General features: G+C 50.3%; 14 protein-coding genes. 5 read left to right on the top strand and 9 right to left on the bottom strand.

The features are described 5' to 3' along the window. Positions 1 to 27: 27 nt before the first annotated feature. A complete protein-coding gene (locus ACN0YR_RS23475; protein WP_145205259.1) occupies positions 28 to 258 on the bottom strand; it encodes a hypothetical protein in 231 nt (76 codons plus the stop codon). Between the two features lie 1,061 nt (positions 259 to 1,319). Here ACN0YR_RS23475 and ACN0YR_RS23480 point away from each other — a divergent pair. After that, positions 1,320 to 2,096 carry a gamma-glutamyl-gamma-aminobutyrate hydrolase family protein gene (locus ACN0YR_RS23480; RefSeq protein ID WP_417851648.1) on the top strand — a complete coding sequence of 259 codons (777 nt, stop codon included), beginning with the start codon at positions 1,320 to 1,322 and terminating at the stop codon, positions 2,094 to 2,096. A gap of 271 nt (positions 2,097 to 2,367) precedes the next feature. On the opposite strand, the gene ACN0YR_RS23485 is transcribed toward ACN0YR_RS23480, so the two are convergent. The 4 genes from ACN0YR_RS23485 to ACN0YR_RS23500 all read right to left on the bottom strand — a co-directional run bounded on the left by ACN0YR_RS23485 (position 2,368) and on the right by ACN0YR_RS23500 (position 7,286). Then, a complete protein-coding gene (locus tag ACN0YR_RS23485) occupies positions 2,368 to 3,909 on the bottom strand; it encodes a hypothetical protein (protein ID WP_417851649.1) in 1,542 nt (513 codons plus the stop codon). Beyond that, the gene (locus tag ACN0YR_RS23490) at positions 3,909 to 5,162 is read right to left on the bottom strand and encodes a hypothetical protein (RefSeq protein WP_417851650.1); all 1,254 of its coding nucleotides are present in this window, start codon (positions 5,160 to 5,162) and stop codon (positions 3,909 to 3,911) included. The genes ACN0YR_RS23485 and ACN0YR_RS23490 overlap by 1 nt, the downstream gene beginning before the upstream one ends. Before the next feature lie 228 nt (positions 5,163 to 5,390). Further along, positions 5,391 to 6,239, bottom strand: coding sequence for an ATP-dependent sacrificial sulfur transferase LarE (gene larE, locus ACN0YR_RS23495; RefSeq protein ID WP_417851651.1), 849 nt, complete (start codon positions 6,237 to 6,239; stop codon positions 5,391 to 5,393). Positions 6,240 to 6,533: 294 nt separating this feature from the next. Further along, the gene (locus tag ACN0YR_RS23500) at positions 6,534 to 7,286 is read right to left on the bottom strand and encodes a phytanoyl-CoA dioxygenase family protein (RefSeq protein WP_417851652.1); all 753 of its coding nucleotides are present in this window, start codon (positions 7,284 to 7,286) and stop codon (positions 6,534 to 6,536) included. 357 nt (positions 7,287 to 7,643) lie between these two features. Here ACN0YR_RS23500 and ACN0YR_RS23505 point away from each other — a divergent pair, with 357 nt between their 5' ends. Next, complete coding sequence (locus tag ACN0YR_RS23505; protein ID WP_417851653.1) at positions 7,644 to 9,143, top strand: efflux RND transporter periplasmic adaptor subunit; 1,500 nt, start codon at positions 7,644 to 7,646, stop codon at positions 9,141 to 9,143. Positions 9,144 to 9,599: 456 nt separating this feature from the next. After that, positions 9,600 to 10,295 (top strand): zinc metallopeptidase, encoded by a 696-nt coding sequence (locus ACN0YR_RS23510; RefSeq protein ID WP_417851654.1) that lies wholly within the window; start codon positions 9,600 to 9,602, stop codon positions 10,293 to 10,295. Between the two features lie 170 nt (positions 10,296 to 10,465). Here ACN0YR_RS23510 and ACN0YR_RS23515 read toward each other — a convergent pair whose 3' ends face one another. Further along, complete coding sequence (locus tag ACN0YR_RS23515) at positions 10,466 to 11,149, bottom strand: transposase (protein WP_417851655.1); 684 nt, start codon at positions 11,147 to 11,149, stop codon at positions 10,466 to 10,468. 204 nt (positions 11,150 to 11,353) lie between these two features. Next, the gene (gene sucD / locus ACN0YR_RS23520) at positions 11,354 to 12,256 is read right to left on the bottom strand and encodes a succinate--CoA ligase subunit alpha (protein WP_145205282.1); all 903 of its coding nucleotides are present in this window, start codon (positions 12,254 to 12,256) and stop codon (positions 11,354 to 11,356) included. Between the two features lie 402 nt (positions 12,257 to 12,658). Between sucD and aroA the strand changes: the two genes are divergently transcribed. Both aroA and ACN0YR_RS23530 read left to right on the top strand, forming a co-directional pair. After that, a complete protein-coding gene (gene aroA / locus ACN0YR_RS23525; RefSeq protein WP_417851656.1) occupies positions 12,659 to 13,942 on the top strand; it encodes a 3-phosphoshikimate 1-carboxyvinyltransferase in 1,284 nt (427 codons plus the stop codon). Further along, a complete protein-coding gene (locus ACN0YR_RS23530; RefSeq protein ID WP_417851657.1) occupies positions 13,939 to 15,438 on the top strand; it encodes a transcription antitermination factor NusB in 1,500 nt (499 codons plus the stop codon). The genes aroA and ACN0YR_RS23530 overlap by 4 nt, the downstream gene beginning before the upstream one ends. Before the next feature lie 359 nt (positions 15,439 to 15,797). Here the strand turns inward: ACN0YR_RS23530 and ACN0YR_RS23535 are convergent, their stop codons facing one another. Both ACN0YR_RS23535 and ACN0YR_RS23540 read right to left on the bottom strand, forming a co-directional pair. Then, entirely contained in the window at positions 15,798 to 16,373 is a 576-nt protein-coding gene (locus ACN0YR_RS23535) for a PEP-CTERM sorting domain-containing protein (protein ID WP_417851658.1), read from the bottom strand. Positions 16,374 to 16,821: 448 nt separating this feature from the next. Further along, positions 16,822 to 17,811: a hypothetical protein gene (locus tag ACN0YR_RS23540; RefSeq protein WP_417851659.1), complete on the bottom strand. Its 990-nt coding sequence runs from the start codon at positions 17,809 to 17,811 to the stop codon at positions 16,822 to 16,824. Positions 17,812 to 17,991: the final 180 nt, after the last annotated feature.

Raw genomic sequence — 17,991 nt, forward strand, 5'->3', positions numbered from 1 at the left:
TCACGGGCAGCGGTAGAGCAAACTGCTCTAATTGAGAATCGGATGGAACTCAAGAAGTGCGATCAGGGCTCCGGCAACGGCACACGCAACGGTTGCGGCCCGGGATGCGGCAGAGTGCCAGCGAGGTTTTGAAATTCGTCTGACAACTTTTTTGCGAGCCACTTTTTGCGGCTGGCGTTGTTGAATTTGAGCTTGAAGATCGGAACAGAGTCCTTCAAGGAAGGGAATTCCGACATGTCTGTCGACGGCTATAATCATCGGTTTCTCCGAGTTAGACCATTGTTGAATGGTGGCGGTGCCCGCAAAAAAAATCGTTTGGATGTTTGGGAACCTTTCCTGAAATTTGAAGTTGTCTGCTCAGTGGATCGAGAGACGTTGACAGAGTTCAAATTTCGGAGCGGTTCGGGGGAATGCCTGCCTCTTGAGCACTCTCGTGCTTTCTGTACCCATCAAGCAGCGGTTCTCTCAGATAACGCTCAGCTCCGCGAGGAAGATTGAGAAGAGACGTTATTCAATCGACGAACCCCGCTTGCCTACAGGGTGCCCGGTGAAGCAATTTGCTCCAGGCAAACGTAAACGTCTGTGATGAGTCGTTGTTTGAGAAAGTTCACAACTCACGGAACAGACACTGTCTTCTATGTCGGCAATTCTTTCGGATCAGGTTTACTCTGGTGGTCAGGGAAACTGGAATATTCACAATGGGCTGAGAAGCTTTAATTCTTAATCGGTTCCTGACTATTCGCCAGATGGAGCGGTTGTAACGGCGGCATTGAGAGGGGCCAGAAATTGGTCTATCAATCGAATGCCGGGCGATTTCCCGGGCGGAATCTCTTTCAATATGCAGGTTCTGCCGATCGTGAACCACTACATGTGGTGTCGGTTGTGTCGATTGTAGGGGTTCTTCCTACAAAATGGTTAAATTGCTTTACATCGGGATTGACCTGATCTAGGATCTGCTTGCTTGAGAGTTGAAACGCGTGGAACGCAAAATTCGCTTTCAGCAACTTGGTGATGCCTTTGGAAAGGCTCACTGGTGAAAGTTTCTCAAACCGAAATGTTTGAGATCAAACAGACCGATGGATCGTGTCTTGATACTGGAATGGAATCCGATGCTTTTGCATCTTCATAATGTGTGTGGTCTCCTCACCTGCCTCCACATTTTGCGTCAGCCAAACCCGCATATCTTCCTTGCTGACCAAGCCCATTCTCTTCCAGTTTTCAAACATGTGGATTCGTTTGACTTGACGCCTCGGAGCTCTGCTCGGGTGGCTTTCACGTTTTGACTTGAATGACTCAGACCAATCCAAGGAAGAGATGTTATGAACGACAAGCCAATCATTGCGATGAATGCCGACTTTCGCCCTGCTAAAAGCGAAACGTTTTCCTTCACATGGATGCACACCGGATATTACGACTCTGTCAGCCAAAGTGGGGGCGTTCCCATCATGCTGCCGCCAATGGCAGAAGATGATGATTTACGACGTGTGCTGGAGCAAATTGATGGCTTGGTTCTCACTGGATGCAAGTTGGACCTCGATCCAATTCGTCTCGGATTTGAACCGCACCCTGTAACGCGTCCGATGCCTCCGCGTCGTGAAGAGTTTGATCGCCGATTGGCAAAGCTTGCCTACGAAATGAAAATCCCCACACTCGCCATCGGCTCGGGAATGCAAACCCTCAACCTCATTTGCGGTGGCAGCCTGTTCCAGCATCTTTCAGAAGATGTTTACAAGTCGCTCTGCCATCGTGACTCAGTTGAGAACTGTCTGCGTCACGTGATCGAAATTGTGCCTGGAACCAAAATGGATGGCATCTATGGTCCCGGAGAAATTCGAGTCAACAGCGACCACCACATGGCAATTGATCAACTCGCTCCAAACTTCCGCGTCTCCGCGACAGCTTTGGACGGCGTGATCGAAGCATACGAATCGATCTCTGAAGACTGGTGGTGCCTGGGAACTCAATTCCATCCAGAAAGCGAATCCTCTTCAGCCCTCGACATGCAGGTCTTCGAAGCATTCATCGACGGCGTCAAAGATCAACAAGTTTCGGGAGCCGATATCCTCTCCTTCGATCAAGCACGACGAGCAGCTTGATTCAAAGAATCACGAGTCGAGAGCAATTTGCTCTATCGTCTGCTCGTGTAGAACACCTTTCCTTTCCCCAGTGAAATTCCTGTTTGCTACGAGTCAAAACGCGAAGACATTTTTTAATACGGCCCAAGTAAGCAAAGCCCGGTGGATCGTTCTACCGGGCTTGCTGCTTTGATAGCATTATGAATGCGAGTTGTGCCTGTGAAGCTGAACTTCATGACTTCATCGACTGCTCGCCACGAGGCTGTTCGCGAATACGATTTCGCAAACTGATCTAAAAAATCTCAGGTTGAGCTGCGATGGAACGGATTGTGTCGACGGTGGAGCTTTCTTTGCCGATTGTCCAAGAGAACTGAACCATCGCTCCGGCAGATTGAAAGACCCACAGTTCGGTGACCTTTCCGTTGGTGGCGAATCGAACAACAGAGTCGGGAGCGACCCCCATTGCTGTTTTCACTTGAGTGGTGGTCATCCCCTTCACAATGCGACCTTCGCGAATCGCTTTTTCGATGGCGGACTCCTGAGAAGGAGGCAGCATTTCAGCGGGCACCCATTCCCCATCGTTCAAAGCGTAACCATTTTGTCTGAGCCAGGCAGCGGCGAGCGGATACTGTGAATTCTGCTTCCAGGCGGCGATGTAATACTTCGCTGCTGTTTTTCGGTCGTTGAGAAGTTGAATCCATTCTTCGGCCAAGTCGACCAGACCACGAGCCCCGTTGTCGGTGTAAAGCGATTCGCGGGCATTGAGCCACGTTGTTTTCGTTCGCGTTACGCCAGCTGCGTCATCCCGTGCTGCGTATCGATTCGCCAGATTCTGCATCTCCTGCCGCGTCATCACGGGGATACGCTGGCTCTCGTACTTCAAACCTGCTTCTTCGTACTGATCGATGAAATCAGTCCGTTCAGGAACTTCTTTCTTGAGTTCAGCAGCAATTTGAAAAGCGTTTTTCCCGGTGGTGTCTGCCTGATTGAGGATTTTTGTTGTTGCGATATGAATATAGAAATATCTTTCGAGTGTCTCGCGTTCTTCTTCAGAAGCTGCTTTAAAGATTCCTTTAGCGTTTTCCAGGTAAGCTTTCGCCCTTTCTGCATCGTAGGTTTCAAGTGGCTTGCGAGCGCCTTCCATGTCATTTGAAACGGAGACCAGCAGGTCCGCGTAGTCTTCAGTTTTGGTCGCCCGGTCTCGTTCTCGAATGAACAAAAAACGGTCCCAATAACCATCGTGTAAAAACTCTTCAATGAGCACTTGGTCGAGTTTGAACTTCCGGGCTTTTTGGATTAACGAAACCAAACCGTTTCGGTCCGAAGGCTTCAGTCCTCGGAATTCAATTTCAAGACCGGTCCGCTGGATCTCTTGTGACGCTTCACGAAGCGCTGGGTCGTTGTAGAAGTTTGCTCGACGAGAGGCCCAACTCGCCAACTCGTACCATTTGGCTGCGTCGTCAGCGTTGATTGCAGATTTCTCGAAAATCAACCGCTCCATATCACTCGGGCGTGAGCGGATAGAGCTCATTGCAAAGACCAGTTTTCCGTCGCGACGTTCTATTTTCCCGGTGACTTCAAGGTTCGTGAAACGTCCAGGTGGTCGATTCACATTGGAACCAAAAATGAACGGCATGGAGCAGTTCACAAATCGCATACTGTCCTCACTAATGAGGGCGTAGCGACCTTCCAGTCTCCAGGTGGTGCCGATCGTTTGCGGCCACTTTTCTTCCGCTTCAACAAAAGATTGAATCGATCGTGCCTGACCGAATGCTTGTGAACAGAAAAGAAGGCAAACCAGCATTGTTGGTACGAGTGAAGTTTTCCGGTTCATTATTTCACTCCCATCCATTTTTCCTGACGATCAAACATTAACTGTTGGTCCGGCAGTGACTGGATCGAGCCAATTTGCAGGTGAGTTGCATTGTAAGTCGGCCGATTCACCCAGAAGAAACTTGTCTCAGGGTCAAACCGGATCTCCCATTCTCCGTCAGGACCGATAAAGAATTCTTTCAGTTGTCCGCTGAAAACGGTGAGGGTCCCACTTCCGGAATCATACGCTGCTTCTGTCGTGGTCTTGGGGAGATGCTTCGCTGATTGAAAGCTGAGGCAAACATTCACTGGCCGTTTTTTCTGGCCGGCTGTCCACGGGAAGATAAGTTCTAGATCGAATCCGTTCTCAATGGCAAAAGGATCATTCGATGGGCGAACATATCCTTCGATGATGTACCAGTCATCCTGAAAGTTCAGACGGAATTTTTCTTGCCAGGCCTCTGCACCATGTTCCACATAGTAACTTTCCGCTTCCTCAACCAATTCGAAGAGAGTGGATGATGTCAGGCGAGTGAGTGCTCGAGTCTCTCGGTAGTACTGGCGAACAGTCTGTGCCTCCAGATCTTCTCGGCCGAGCAAGTCGACAGCATTGGTCGCTTTTTCGAAGTGTCTCCGCGCCTCGACCCAATTTTCGTTTCCGACGGCGACCAAGCCTGCGTCCAGTTCCGTTTTCACAATCGTCACGGCACCGCGTAATTGGCTTTGGCGGATGGAATAGAAGATTGTCAGGCCGAGGATACAAAATATCAGCAGGGCAATTTTGCGATAGGGTGTCCAGAATTCCCAGAACACAATCCAGAAGCCTAGAGCAGTTCGGCAGGAAGCTCCCCACATTCTTACGATGATGTTGGGCTTCTGTTCAACGACCTCAGTCGGGGCGGTCTCTTGGTTTTTTTGTCTTCGTTTACGGCGGGAAACAAACTCTCTCTCGGGATCGAGTTCCTGAATTGAGGGTTTCTGTGTCTCTGCGGAAAGATCGATCGAATCTGAAACTGGCTTGGTTAATGATTTCGTGGCAGACTTTCGTCGCTTCTTCTTGTTCGGAGACGTCTTCGGGATATGCGGCGGCGGATAGACATCTCGGGGGAGAACGAACAGCGAAGAACCGCAAGACTTGCAAACGATATGCTGGTGACGAGAGCGACGAATTCCGGTGTGTTGTTGCCCGCACTCACAATGGACTTCAAACGGCTGAGGCGTTTCAGAAACGTCTCGCTTAAACACATTCGACGCTTTAGAAAACCACTCGTTCATGAATCACGAAAGATTGAAATGAATTTGCCCGCGAAGTCGATTTTGCAAGTAGCCAGAGACCCTTCAATTCTATCGGTTCAGAGCCCTATTCGAATAGTGCTCTCTTTTGATTCTTCAGGAGCCTCAACTTTGCGGAAAGTTCTGCTTTTCTCGTAGTCCCTCGATCTCTCGGATCGCGCAACCAACACAATCGTCTTACTTGTGACGTCTGACTGCCACACGCCCGGTTTACGTGAGCGGTGCTGGAGATGCTGGTTGGAATTCTACGAAATCCAGAATTTGATTGAGATTTCCTGAGCGGAATCCTTCCAGGTCGATTGTGACATACCGAAATCCGATCTCTCGAAATTTTTGAACAATCTGTTCGCGGCAGTCCGGAGCAACCAGAGTTGCGATCGATTCGACAGGGACTTCGATGCGTGCCAAGTCATTTGTTTCGTACCGCACACGAAGTTCACGAAGCGAGAATGTTTCACGAAGAAATGATTCTGCGCGATCAATCATTTGAACTCGTTCAGCGGTCACTTCAACTCCATAGGCGACACGGCTCGACAGACACGGCATCGCCGGTTTGTCCCAAACTTCCAGGCCCCAATGCTTCGCCAAAGCTCGGACGTCTGCTTTTGTCATTCCGGCTTCGACCATAGGACTTCGGACAGAATGCTCCTGTGCCGCTCGCATTCCCGGGCGGTGGTCTCCCTGATCATCCAGATTTGCACCGTTGCAAATGACGTCGACATTTAATCGCGGCAGGATCTCTTCGATGAATTGATACAGTTCACTTTTGCAGTAGTAACAGCGGTCACCGGCGTTTCGCTGATAGCCTGCGACTTCGAATTCTGCTGTTTTGATGACTTCGTGACGAATGCCAATTTCTGCAGAAAGTTGCTTTGCCAGATCGAGTTCGCCTGTGGCCAGTGATGGACTCGATGCCGTCACCGCCACAGCCTGGTCTCCACAGGCAATGAACGCAGCTTGAGCGACAACCGCGCTATCGACACCTCCTGAGAGGGCGACAGCGACACGCCCGTATTGCTGAAGGATTTCGACTAATTTTTCTGCGTGTTGCTCATCCATGTTTCGAGATCTGTTTAAATTTTCCATTCTGATGCTGTTTCTGAATGCAGCCCCTTTGCAAGCGAACAGCTGATATGCAAACAGCAAAGAAAGGGCTTAAGGGTAATCGTCCTTCGAGACCATTGTCCTTAACGAACCGGCAAGAGTAATGGTTTCATGGGACATCGTCGTACATCGTTGCTGGGAGTTCTCTTGGAGCATTTTCAATGCTTGTTGTGCCTGTGAAGTTCACTTTCATGACTTCAGAGACCGCTCCCCAAGAGGCAGAACGCGTACCTGATTTTCAAAAAGGCTCTAGTGAATCAACAACTCTGGGCTCGCTGCCGATCGGCTGTTTGGTGTTGGTGGATTATCTAACGGTCTAAAGGTGAAGACAACAGAGTATTTCGTTTTGTCGGTTCTGTTCCGAGAGGCTGCGTGTAAGGTTCGGCAATGGAACAGCAACACATCACCCGGTTCAAGTTCTGCATATACGCGTTGTTCGATCAACGCTTGGTTCTCTTTGAGATCGTCACGAAAAAAGAGTTCTGAATCAAACTGGTGCTGCCCGAAAGTCATTCGATGCGTTCCGGGAACAAGTTGCAGACATCCATTGTCCTTGTTTTCCGGTCTGAGTGCCAACCACATGCTGACCAACTCCGGGCGAGAATAGGACCAATACCGGATATCCTGATGCCAACCAGTTTCGCTGCTGAACTCCGGTTCTTTCGTCATGATGCAGTTGTGATGAGCAAAAGGGCAGACCAGCGCCGGTCCCAGAAGTTGCTTCAAGCTTTCCCGCAGTGGTGGGAAAGTGAGCCACTCTGTGAAGACAATCCCTCTGCTGTGTGCCTGTTTGAGGCGTCGAATCGTTTTTCCACCGGGATCAAGCTGCGAAGCTGGAGATCCGGGATATTGCAGGTCTGCCTCAAATTCGACTGGTGGAATCGCTTTTTTACGACCAATTTCGGTCGCCTTGAGCATTCTTTCAACAACATCTGAACTGGCCAGATTCCGTAAGATCACGAATCCATGCTCTTCGAAGTGCATGCGATCTGCGTGCGTCATTCCGCTGGTTGAAGTCGATTCAGGCGTTTGCAAGTCACTCTCAATCAATGTAAGTGCTTTTCAAGTATGAGATTCCATCGATTTTCGATGGGGCGAACATTTTTGCGAACAACGGGAAACTCTCCACCATTTGTGATGAAATTTTCATCCGCTGACTAGAATTCTCTTATATTTACGGTCTCTGTGAAGAGTGCTTTCAGGTGCAGAATCGCTCATTTCCACGAGACACGCATGTGTACATCTTTTTTGAAAATGCTTTAGGATGTCACACGCTCAACTCCGTTCGCGAATTGTACGAAATCCGTTTTCTACCGACAAAGAGTTTCAGACGTCTCTCTGTGAGATATGATCAAATCTATGACTACCACATCCGATGTTCCGGTTAAAGCGAAGGCGACACAGCAGAAGAGTGACGCCGGGGCCAAAAAGTTCGCTCCGATGTGGTTGCAGTGGGGAGCCACGATCTTTGCGATCTGCGTTGTCCTTCTGATTGGCGTGTCTCTATTTTGGGGTTTGGCACGCATGAAAACCGCCCCGCCTCGAGAGGAACCCAAACCGACAATCCTCAGAGTCGAAGCATTCCAGATCGAAGCCGTTCCGCTCAAACGATTCATTGCCAGCTTCGGAACAGCCCGGGCTGATATCGAAGTGACCGTCTCGGCAGAGGTTAGCGGTCGAGTGACTGAAAAGAACGGCCTTGAAGTCGGCAATGTCGTTCGTGGCCCGGAGATTCGGACTCTTGCGAATGGGCAATCTTCTCGAAAGCAGGGAGAGGTTCTTGTACAGATCGATCCTCAAACGTACCGGGAACGTGTCACTCAAGCGGAGTCGCTTCTCGAGCAGGACCAAGTCAATTTGAGTCGAATTGAGAAGCAGGAAGCTCTCAATCAGCGACTATTAACTCAGCAACGTGAACGGTTGGAGACAATCACAGCTGAGTATGAGAGAACTCTTGATTTGTACAATCGGCAAGCTGAGAACGAATCGATTGTTCGGCAAAAGAAGCTCGAGCTTGAACAGTATCGGGAAGCGCTCATTCGTCTGGAGAACGATGAGGAATTGTTGCCGATTCAGCGTGAAGAATTGAAAGCACAACGCGCCACACATCAAAGTGACCTGAAACTCTCCCAGCTTGAACTCGACAAGGCGACGGTCCGAGCTCCGACGACCGGAGCGCTCAGCGGTGTCTTTGTTGAGCAAGGTCAGTACGTCAGGGCAGGGGACCCCATTGTTCAAATTACCTCGACAGACCGCGTTGAAATCCCGGTCGCCGTCACACTTGAAGATGCTGTCCGCCTGGGCAAACTCATTGAACAGGGAAAGATTCCTGTCGCTCAACTTGCTCGACACGAAGCGGACTTCGAGTCGTCACAATCGAAAACCTGGAAAGGCTATATCGAACGGATCGACCCCGTGGCTGACGCAGAAACTCGCACAGTCCGTGCGTTTGTCGAAGTCGAAAACGCCGAGCAAAATCAACCACTCCGTCCGGGAACTTTTACCTATGCACGCATCGAAGCAGGAGTAATTGAGATGGATCAGGGTGTTCTGATTCCGAGAGAGGCCCTGCTGGATGGAACTGTATTTGTGGTCTCGGAAAATGACAGGCAGGGCGAAGGGGACAACGAAAAACTCTCTCTGGCAAAACCCCGGCAGGTCACGATCGCTGAAACTTATCAAGCTTTCGCCTTGATCTCTCAGGGACTTCACGAAAACGAGCAGATCGTGACGACCAATCTCGATATTGTCGCCAATAATTCTCTGCTCGATGTCCGCCGGATTCGCTCGCTCGACGATGAATTGAGCCGAGTGAAAATTCCGTACCTGCAGCGACTTTCTCCAAAAGTGCAGGAATAGTTTCTCATCGATCGGACGATTTTCTCTGGAAGCACTTTCTTCTTGTTATGAACGAATAAATCCAGATGATACGCGGGAATGCAACATTCCGAGTAGAGCATGTTCACGGTTGGTCTGAAGCAATGCCGCTGTGTCTTTAGCAGTCATTTAGCACCCGGTGAGTCACCGGGTGCTAAAGAGAACACGAAAGTGTTCTGAACGCAAATGTATCACAGCAGACTAATCTGTCAGTAAAGACAGAATGAGCGTGATTTTACAACTTGATTTTTCTATTCAAATGCCAAGAATTTTCAAGTGACAGCGAATGAATAGAGCTCCCTTCGAGTAGGTGTGCAGGTTCTGCCTCGTGGCGAACAGAAGTTTTATTTGCGAAACGCGTTATTCGCGGGCACACGGTAGAACAGACTGCTCTAGAATTGTCGCTCGAACATCAATCCCTTTTGTAGATACACAGCCATGATGCCAATTTTCGACCCGATGTATTTCGTTTTTCTCGCTCCTGCTCTCATTTTAATGATGTGGGCTCAGGCGAGAATTCGATCGACTTATGCAAAGGCGTCGCAGGTCCCAGCAAGACTTTCTGGAGCTGCCGCAGCGAGGCACATCCTCGACCAGTTTGGGCTTCAGGATGTTGACATCGAGCCGATACGCGGCCACTTGACCGACCACTACGATCCTCGCCATCGCGTTCTCCGCTTGAGTGAGGGAGTTTACGACGGTCGCAATGCCGCTGCGATTGGAATCGCTGCACACGAAGCGGGACATGCGTTGCAGCATGCCGAGCATTACGGGCCGCTCGTGATTAGAAACATGGCGGTCCCCGCTGCTCAGTACGGACCGGGATGGTTCATGGCCTTTTTTGTGTTGGGAATGTTTATCCCAGCGTACTTCTCGCAGTTCTTCTGGATCGGAATCATCGGCTTTATGGCAGTTGCAGCCTTTCAGCTGGTGAACTTACCTGTCGAGTTCGATGCCAGTAACCGGGCGAAACGACTTCTTGCAGAGACCGGAATTTCGGACGAACAGAGCGGCCCAGCACTCAGCAGTGTCCTCAACGCCGCTGCCTGGACCTACGTTGCAGGAACATTGCAGTCTGTTCTGGTGGTTGCCTACTACATCATGCGCTTCGGTGGCAGAGGAAATGACAACTAAAGCAAAGTCGCTCAAGAAGCAACGTAGCCCGGGACCATTGTCCCGGGCAATCAATGATTGCAGAAAATCGTTTTCGAGATGTTATTCAACATCTCTTTTCGAAGAGAAATTCCCTGAGGACAACTTGGGAAACCCACACCAATAAGTTTGCACGGGACAATGGTCCCGTGCTACGTGTGAATGTCGTCTTCGAACTTCCAGCCGCATTCTTTCCAAGCTGGGTTTAACCATCGATGCCAGTTTTTTTTGGGAATCTTCGCAACCAATGGATTGCGACCGATGTACTGAACGACTCGCCAAAGGTGTTCTTCGTCTCTGATAATGCGATCGTAACTCTCTTCCTGCCAGAGAGGGGCCGGGGCTCTTTCTCGTTCACAAATGAACCGACTGCTCGCCCGTTTGATGGCTCCGAGTTCGTTCTCTAACTCAAAACCGTTGAATGGACGTATGATGAGGTGGCAATGATTCGCCATGACCACAAAGCAACCGATTTCGTATCGCTTTTGATGAAAGTGCAGAATTGCTCGATCGAGTTCGTCAGCGTACACATCTCGGGCAAGCAGGCAGCATCCATAGCTTGCATCCATGATGCGATCTTGCCGACGGAACATTGTTTTCGCGTATTCTAGCCAACACTCATCATCCTTAGGATTCGGATATCTGTGTAGCCACTCGCGGCGAATCGCTTCAAGCTCTTGTTGCTGTGCTGCTGGCACAGCGTCAGCGAGATTGAACGTGACGAAGTAGCTGGCCCCCTCTTGTCTCCAATGTGGAAGATTTCGTTGATATCGGTGGATGGGATGGTGATCGAGCAGACCACGAAATCCCGGTGGAGCCGGAAGATTCAATGACATGACAACGAAGCTCAAGAAGCAACGTAGCCCGGGACCATTGTCCCGGGCAATAGATGACGAACAAGAAGTTGATTTCGAGATGTTTTCAACATCTCTTTCTGAGAAAAAAATTCCCTGAGAACAACTTGGGAAAACGCACACTAAAAAAATTGCACGGGACAATGGTCCCGTGCTACGTTGGGTTGGCATTCAGTTATAATTTGCTTAGCTGCGTTTCTCGATAGCGCGTTGCATGGCTGTTCCCATGTCGGCGGGGGATTCGGCGACTTCGACACCAGCAGCTTCCAGAGCAGCGATTTTTTCTTCCGCTGTTCCACTTCCTCCAGAGATGATCGCACCGGCGTGTCCCATCCGTTTTCCGGGAGGGGCTGTTTTGCCAGCGATGAAGGCTGCAACCGGTTTGGTCACATGATCTTTGATGTACTCAGCAGCTTTGATTTCTGCATCGCCACCGATTTCACCGATCATCAGGATCGATTCTGTCTCTGGGTCGTTTTCGAACATTTCGAGCAAGTCGATAAAGTTCGTGCCGATGATGGGGTCTCCACCGATTCCGACAGCGGTCGACTGGCCCAGGTTCAGGTTTCCGAGTTGCCAGGCTGCTTCGTAGGTGAGCGTTCCACTTTTGCTGATCAGGCCGACAGTCCCCGGTTGGTGAATGTAGCCAGGCATGATGCCAATTTTGGCGACACTGGGGGTGATGATGCCGGGGCAGTTGGGGCCGATGAGGCGAACTTCTGGGCGAGTCGCCAGAAATTTGTCGACTCTCGACATATCGAGAACCGGAACACCTTCGGTGATCGCCACAATCAATCGAATTCCAGCATCGGCAGCTTCCATAATGGCATCGGCACAGAATGGAGGGGGGACGAAAATGAGTGAGGTATTCGCACCAGTTTTTTCAATCGCTTCCGCAACGGAATCAAAAACCGGGAACCCATCGACCTCTTCACCACCTTTGCCTGGCGTCACTCCGCCGACCATGACAGCTTCGCCCGGGCGATGCTCTTCAGCATATTCACGGCATTTTTGTGAGTGAAACAGGCCAGCACGGCCTGTGATTCCCTGTGTGATGATCTTCGTTGAACGATCGACTAAAATTGACATCGAATTGATATTCTCGGTTCTGGCGGTGAAACAACTGTCACGAGGAGCAAAATCCCCCTTACTCCCGAATTTCCCTAGACGCTACCCTCTAGCCCCTAGACCTTTGACAAAGTTTAGAAGACCATCGACTCTGACGGAAGCCAAGCGGATTCAGGCTCTCGCACACAGATGCACGTTTGTTGTTTTGAAGATCCATTTTTAAGACTTCGGCCTTTTCTTTCATAGCAATAAAACGAAAAAATCGCAGCGAAACGTCCACGCAGTCACCGAGAGGCTGAGCGAGAGGCTCGGAGAAGCAAACAGAGTCGGTCCGTGGTGACGTTCGACTTTCAAAATCTTCACCAAACATAATTTCATAGAACCCATTTAGCAGTTGCTTGCTGAACGATCATTTTGAGTTTCATGTCTGATTCAATCGAAATACAACCTGTTACATCGCCGGTTCGCGGCACAATTCGGCCTCCGGGATCGAAGAGCCTGACAAACCGGGCGCTCATGATCGCCGCTCTCGCCGACGGCACTACAACACTCACCGGAGTACTGGAAAGCGTTGATACTCAGGTGATGGCAAATGCCCTCGGTCAACTCGGAATTCTGGTTGAGACCGATTTCGCAAACCAGTCCATCACTATTCAAGGGGCCGGTGGAAAGATTCCTGCTGCCAAAGCGGATCTATGGTGCGAAAACAGCGGGACCAGTATTCGATTTCTCACAGCGTTGTGTGCCATCGGAAATGGAACATATCGGCTCGATGGAAACGAACGAATGCGCGAGCGACCCATCGCTCCGCTTGTGGCCGCCTTGGCGAATGCTGGCATTGAAGCAACTTGTGAGCTCACAAATGATTGCCCTCCGGTCGTTATCAGGACAAAGGGATTGAACGCGGAAACTATTGAAGTTTCAGGAGCAATTTCGAGTCAATATCTGAGCGGCTTGCTGATGATGGCTCCCGCTGCCCAGAGCGATATCACGATTCGTGTCGTTGGAGAACTTGTTTCACGCCCCTACATCGATATGACCCTCGAAGTGATGCATTCCTTCGGCGCGGTCATTGAAGAACCTGAACCGAATCAGTTTCGAGTGAAGGCGACCGGTTACACTGGTCGCGAATACGACATCGAGCCGGATGCCTCCGCTGCAAGTTATTTCTTCGCAGTCGCTGCGATCACTGGAGGAGAAGTCACGGTTGAAGGACTGCATCGAAACGCACTTCAAGGTGATGTCGGCTTTGTTGATGCACTCGTTGAGATGGGCTGCGAAGCGAAGTGGAATACGAATTCCATCACCGTGATCGGCAAACCACTCAAGGGAATCGACATCGACATGAACACCATCAGCGACACGGCTCAAACATTGGCCTGTGTTGCACCGTTCGCTGAAGGGCCGACACGCATTCGGAATGTGGCCCACAATCGAGTTAAAGAAACAGACCGCATTCAGGCCGTTGTTGATGAACTTCAACGGGTTGGAATCAATGCTGAAGAACATGAGGACGGAATGACCATTCATCCCGGCAGCCCACAGTCGACAACAATTCACACGTACGATGACCACCGAATGGCAATGAGCTTTGCTCTCTTAGGGCTGAAATCGCCGGGGATTTCCATTGCTGATCCCGGTTGCACATCAAAAACATATCCCCATTACTTCGAAGACCTCGAACGTCTTTGCCGAGGTGCCCAATGAGTTCTTCACCGAATGGTCCTAATCGTGGTCGTCGTCCCAAAAATCAGGGCAGTCATCCGAATAAAAAGAAGTTCGTCAAAAGCGGAGCTTCCAATGCCAGATGGTTCGCATTTAAAGCGTTGCAGGCAAACCGCGAGCGAGATGTCTTTGTCTCCAGAATTCTGGATGACCAGTTCAAGTCGAAAACGATCCCTTCGGTCGATCGTAAAATGGCGACAGAACTCGCCAACGAAACAGTCCGCAGGCGGGCGACTTTAGATGCCATTCTCACCGCGTTTGTGACTCGTCCACAGGAGAATGTCGAAGCCGATTTGTGGACAATTTTGCAACTTGGCTGCCTGCAACTCGCCTGTCTGCCACACATCGCTTCACACGCTGCCGTTCACGAAACAGTTCAGCTTTGTGAAGAGTTGCGAAATGCTCAGGCGAAGCCTTTCATTAACGGCGTCCTGAGAAACATCGGGCGCAGCGTGGTCAGCCGGGAAGAAGTTGAGGACCTTGATCTGGCTGAACTTGGACCGCGTCAGCTTCCGCTGCTCTCATTGAGGGGACGCGACAAGAAGTACGAAATTGCCACTTTCGACCGGGACATCTTCACGAATCCCGCTGACGATGCGCTTGCTTACATCTCTCAGGTGAGCAGCTTACCGGAGTGGCTGCTTCAGCGACTCACCCCAGAAGATGCAGACAAAAACCAGATGTTGAAATCCGGTTTGTGGATGACGATTCCTGGTCGGATGTCTTTGCGAGTGAACCTGCTGCAAACCGACCGCGAGAAAGTTCTCGATGTTTTGGAAGCTGCGGAGTTGTCAGCTCATCCCGGAACGCTACCTGAAGCGATCGAACTCGATGGCAGCGTCGCGATTATCGATTTGCCCGGATACCGCGAAGGCTGGTTCAGCGTGCAGGATCTCTCAGCGATGTCCTCAGCCGATCTTCTCAATCCACAACCAGGTGAGAAAATTCTCGATTTGTGTGCGGCTCCCGGTGGGAAGTCGACGCACATTGCCGAGCGTCTCAAGAACGAAGGTCGAGTCGTTGCTTGCGACACCGCAGGGAATCGGATTCGGATTATCAACGAAAACGCCGGGCGGTTACAACTCCCCTGTATCGAGACCCACCTCATCCATGAGGATGGCAGCAATATCCCCAGCGAAGACTACGATGCTGCCATTGTCGATGTTCCCTGCTCGAATACCGGAGTGCTTGGAAAACGGCCCGAAGCCCGCTGGCGCATCATGCCAACCACATTCCGCGAGTTGATTCCGCTGCAGATGCGGTTATTGAAAGATGCGATGAGCCGGGTCCGTCCCGGTGGGCGTGTCGTCTATTCCACATGCAGCATCGACTTCGAAGAGAACCGAGGTGTTGTCGATGCGGTGCTGTCGAAACATCCCGAGTTTCATATGGCAGAAGAACGAATCCACCACCCCGGCGAACCCGCCGACGGTGGGTATCAAGCATTGCTCATCCGCTCAGAACCATCGCCCGTTTAAGCTTCCTCTTCGAAGGGAGACGTCATCGTCCCGACTTCGAGCAGTTTGCTCTATCGTGTTCTTGCGGAACCTGTTCCACCAGTAAAATAGCTGAGCACCGCAAGGTAAACCCCGACAGGGGGACAGGGCCGGGTGGTCATCCCGTCGCGTTGTTTCCTGCATTCCAGCATGATCGCGGGTGCCACTGCTGGCTTGTCCAGCAGTACCAAATTGCACGCTCATTCAAGCGGTCTAACTCGTCAAAATAAACGAGTTCGACAATAGGGTGCATTGGTATTATTCTCGTGGCATACGCAATTAGTGCCGCAGGCTGGGACCAGTCCCAGCCTGCGGCACTAATTTTAAGTGAGTACCTGACCCTACTCTTGCAGACTGTCTCCAGCCACCCGTCGCCAAGTCTTGGCTGAACGTCTACGGAACATGTAAATTGATAAGGTGATTCCCAGCAAAACCAGGCTCGATGGTTCCGGGACGGCGGCGGTGTCGTTCACGAATGCGTAATTGAGTCTGCCTTGCCCACCGAGGTTGTCTTGGATCAACGCCGATGACGCGGAGATACCAATTTCACCCGTGTATCCGGAGGTTGGACCGTAATAGAGACCGAGGTGTTTAATATTCCAGTCTTCGGCTTGAACCGAGCCGCCAATTCCAATTGTGTCGTACCACGCCATATTGTTGACGTTAGAAGGGTTAGTGCCGATTGTCGAAATCGAATAGTCACTGGGACTGCCGCCGAATAGCAGCGCAGCTGCTTCCTGCCCTGTGTAGGCCAGCGGACCATTAGGAGGAGACGAGCTCCAAGTTGGTGCATTGGGGTTCTCATAGACATCCCAACTACCGACGTAAATCAGTGCCGCGTCGACCTGATGCGGCACGTAGAACACAGCGGCCATTGCTGCGATCATTAAAACCAACTTCTGAAAACTCACCAACATAAATTCGTCTTTTCCTTAGAAGAGATGCTTTCCATGCGTACCCTCTTCCGCCTAATCGAAGAGATCATGGGATCGTGGCAGGTGCACGCTTCGCTCGATTTTTGGCCCAATTGTGTCTTTACTTACAACAATGGTCTAGAGACTGGAAAGGTCTATTCTCGAATAATCTTCAATAATAGTACCGTAGGGTGGAGTGAAGCAATCCGTTGATGAAAAGGTGGGTTACGTTCTCGATTTCCCCGATGAAGAACAGTTAATATTGATTCACGATTCATTGCGCAACCCACCGTTCACGAGGACCGCCGAACTTCACTCACCCTACTTTTACTCAGCCTACGGCACTGAACGGGATGAAAGACCAGACGAATGATTCTCCAGAGATAGAAAAACAAAAAGCTCCGAAGTGAGAAACACTTCGGAGCTTTCGTGTCAATTTCTTGTATTGCTATTAGCGGTTTTTGCCTTTGCCGTTGCCTTTTCCATTCCCCTTGCCGCGAGATTTAATCTGAACAATATCAATTCCATAAATGGTATCGCAGTTGATCAACTCGCCTTTGAGTTCTAAACCTGTCGAATTGGAATCGATTGCCAAGGATGACTCCAAAGTTGTCAAGTCAAACTGAAGAACCAGGTCAACGAAACCATCTCCGTTGGTGTCTGAAAGTTGAACGTCATAAGGAGCGACAGTATCGCCTCCCTCGATAGTTGGATCCCCTAAGTTCAGTGTTTCTGTGTCGGTGAAAACAACGTCGACTTCTTCATTCCCGTAGACGACAACCTCAAAGGGTTTTGGTCTTTTCTTACCGAGTTGCACAACATTGTCGACGCTCTCTGGAAGGACATCAACTTCCACAAGGTGTTCAACACATGCTTCTTCAGCAAAGAGTCTGATCCCGATTTCTACGTTCGGCGAAAGCCGTGTCATTTTCACCCATGGAGATCCATCACGAGATTCCAAATATGGATACCCAAATGAGTTTGTGTTTGGTGCAGTCATGATACAGCGGTATTGAACACCAGCTGCTTCTGCAGTGAAGACGATGACATAATTTTGACCAGCTTCCACTTCGACATTTGCTCCGGAAACATCAAAATGGTTCATTGGTCCCGTGTTTGTTCCCCATCGAACGAAATCCTCAGCTGGAACAGAAACGGTGCCAAGAATTGTACCTGGGAAACCGCCGTCCGATGTATAGAAACTAATGTCGAGAGGGACATTACCATAAAATTTATCAACACTGGCCTCTAATCTTGTCAGCCTTCCGCTTGTTGTTGCGGTAAACTCTTGCCCCGCAGCGTTGCTCCCAACGTAGTGCGCCCAACCATTGATTCCGACCCAATCAGGGTTCATGTTCAATGCAGTGATGGTCTCCTGAGAGTAACCAATTTGAGCAGTGACAATTGAGAAAACGAAGAATAAGTGAGCGGCTCGAATCATGGTGAATTCCTGAATAAAAAATAATGGAAAGTCATGATGATGGAATTTTGACCGAATGGCCTTTTCATGCGAACGCATAAAGTTGTGCGAATGTAACAGCTCGATGTTTCCTCTTCAATTCACTTTGAAATGCTATGAATCTCGAATGTACGAAACGTAATGAACGCCGGATGCCACTGC

The sequence above is a fragment of the Thalassoglobus sp. genome (assembly GCF_048270125.1).
GTDB lineage: Bacteria > Planctomycetota > Planctomycetia > Planctomycetales > Planctomycetaceae > Thalassoglobus.

Excerpts from the sequence above, each read along its gene's own strand:
- ACN0YR_RS23515 (WP_417851655.1), bottom strand. The coding sequence starts at position 11,149 with ATGTCATTGAATCTTCCGGCTCCACCGGGATTTCGTGGTCTGCTCGAT.
- ACN0YR_RS23535 (WP_417851658.1), bottom strand. The coding sequence starts at position 16,373 with ATGTTGGTGAGTTTTCAGAAGTTGGTTTTAATGATCGCAGCAATGGCC.
- ACN0YR_RS23485 (WP_417851649.1), bottom strand. The coding sequence starts at position 3,909 with ATGAACCGGAAAACTTCACTCGTACCAACAATGCTGGTTTGCCTTCTT.
- ACN0YR_RS23540 (WP_417851659.1), bottom strand. The coding sequence starts at position 17,811 with ATGATTCGAGCCGCTCACTTATTCTTCGTTTTCTCAATTGTCACTGCT.
- ACN0YR_RS23480 (WP_417851648.1), top strand. The coding sequence starts at position 1,320 with ATGAACGACAAGCCAATCATTGCGATGAATGCCGACTTTCGCCCTGCT.
- ACN0YR_RS23505 (WP_417851653.1), top strand. The coding sequence starts at position 7,644 with ATGACTACCACATCCGATGTTCCGGTTAAAGCGAAGGCGACACAGCAG.
- larE (WP_417851651.1), bottom strand. The coding sequence starts at position 6,239 with ATGGATGAGCAACACGCAGAAAAATTAGTCGAAATCCTTCAGCAATAC.
- ACN0YR_RS23475 (WP_145205259.1), bottom strand. The coding sequence starts at position 258 with ATGATTATAGCCGTCGACAGACATGTCGGAATTCCCTTCCTTGAAGGA.
- ACN0YR_RS23500 (WP_417851652.1), bottom strand. The coding sequence starts at position 7,286 with ATGACGCACGCAGATCGCATGCACTTCGAAGAGCATGGATTCGTGATC.
- ACN0YR_RS23530 (WP_417851657.1), top strand. The coding sequence starts at position 13,939 with ATGAGTTCTTCACCGAATGGTCCTAATCGTGGTCGTCGTCCCAAAAAT.
- ACN0YR_RS23490 (WP_417851650.1), bottom strand. The coding sequence starts at position 5,162 with ATGAACGAGTGGTTTTCTAAAGCGTCGAATGTGTTTAAGCGAGACGTT.
- ACN0YR_RS23510 (WP_417851654.1), top strand. The coding sequence starts at position 9,600 with ATGATGCCAATTTTCGACCCGATGTATTTCGTTTTTCTCGCTCCTGCT.
- sucD (WP_145205282.1), bottom strand. The coding sequence starts at position 12,256 with ATGTCAATTTTAGTCGATCGTTCAACGAAGATCATCACACAGGGAATC.
- aroA (WP_417851656.1), top strand. The coding sequence starts at position 12,659 with ATGTCTGATTCAATCGAAATACAACCTGTTACATCGCCGGTTCGCGGC.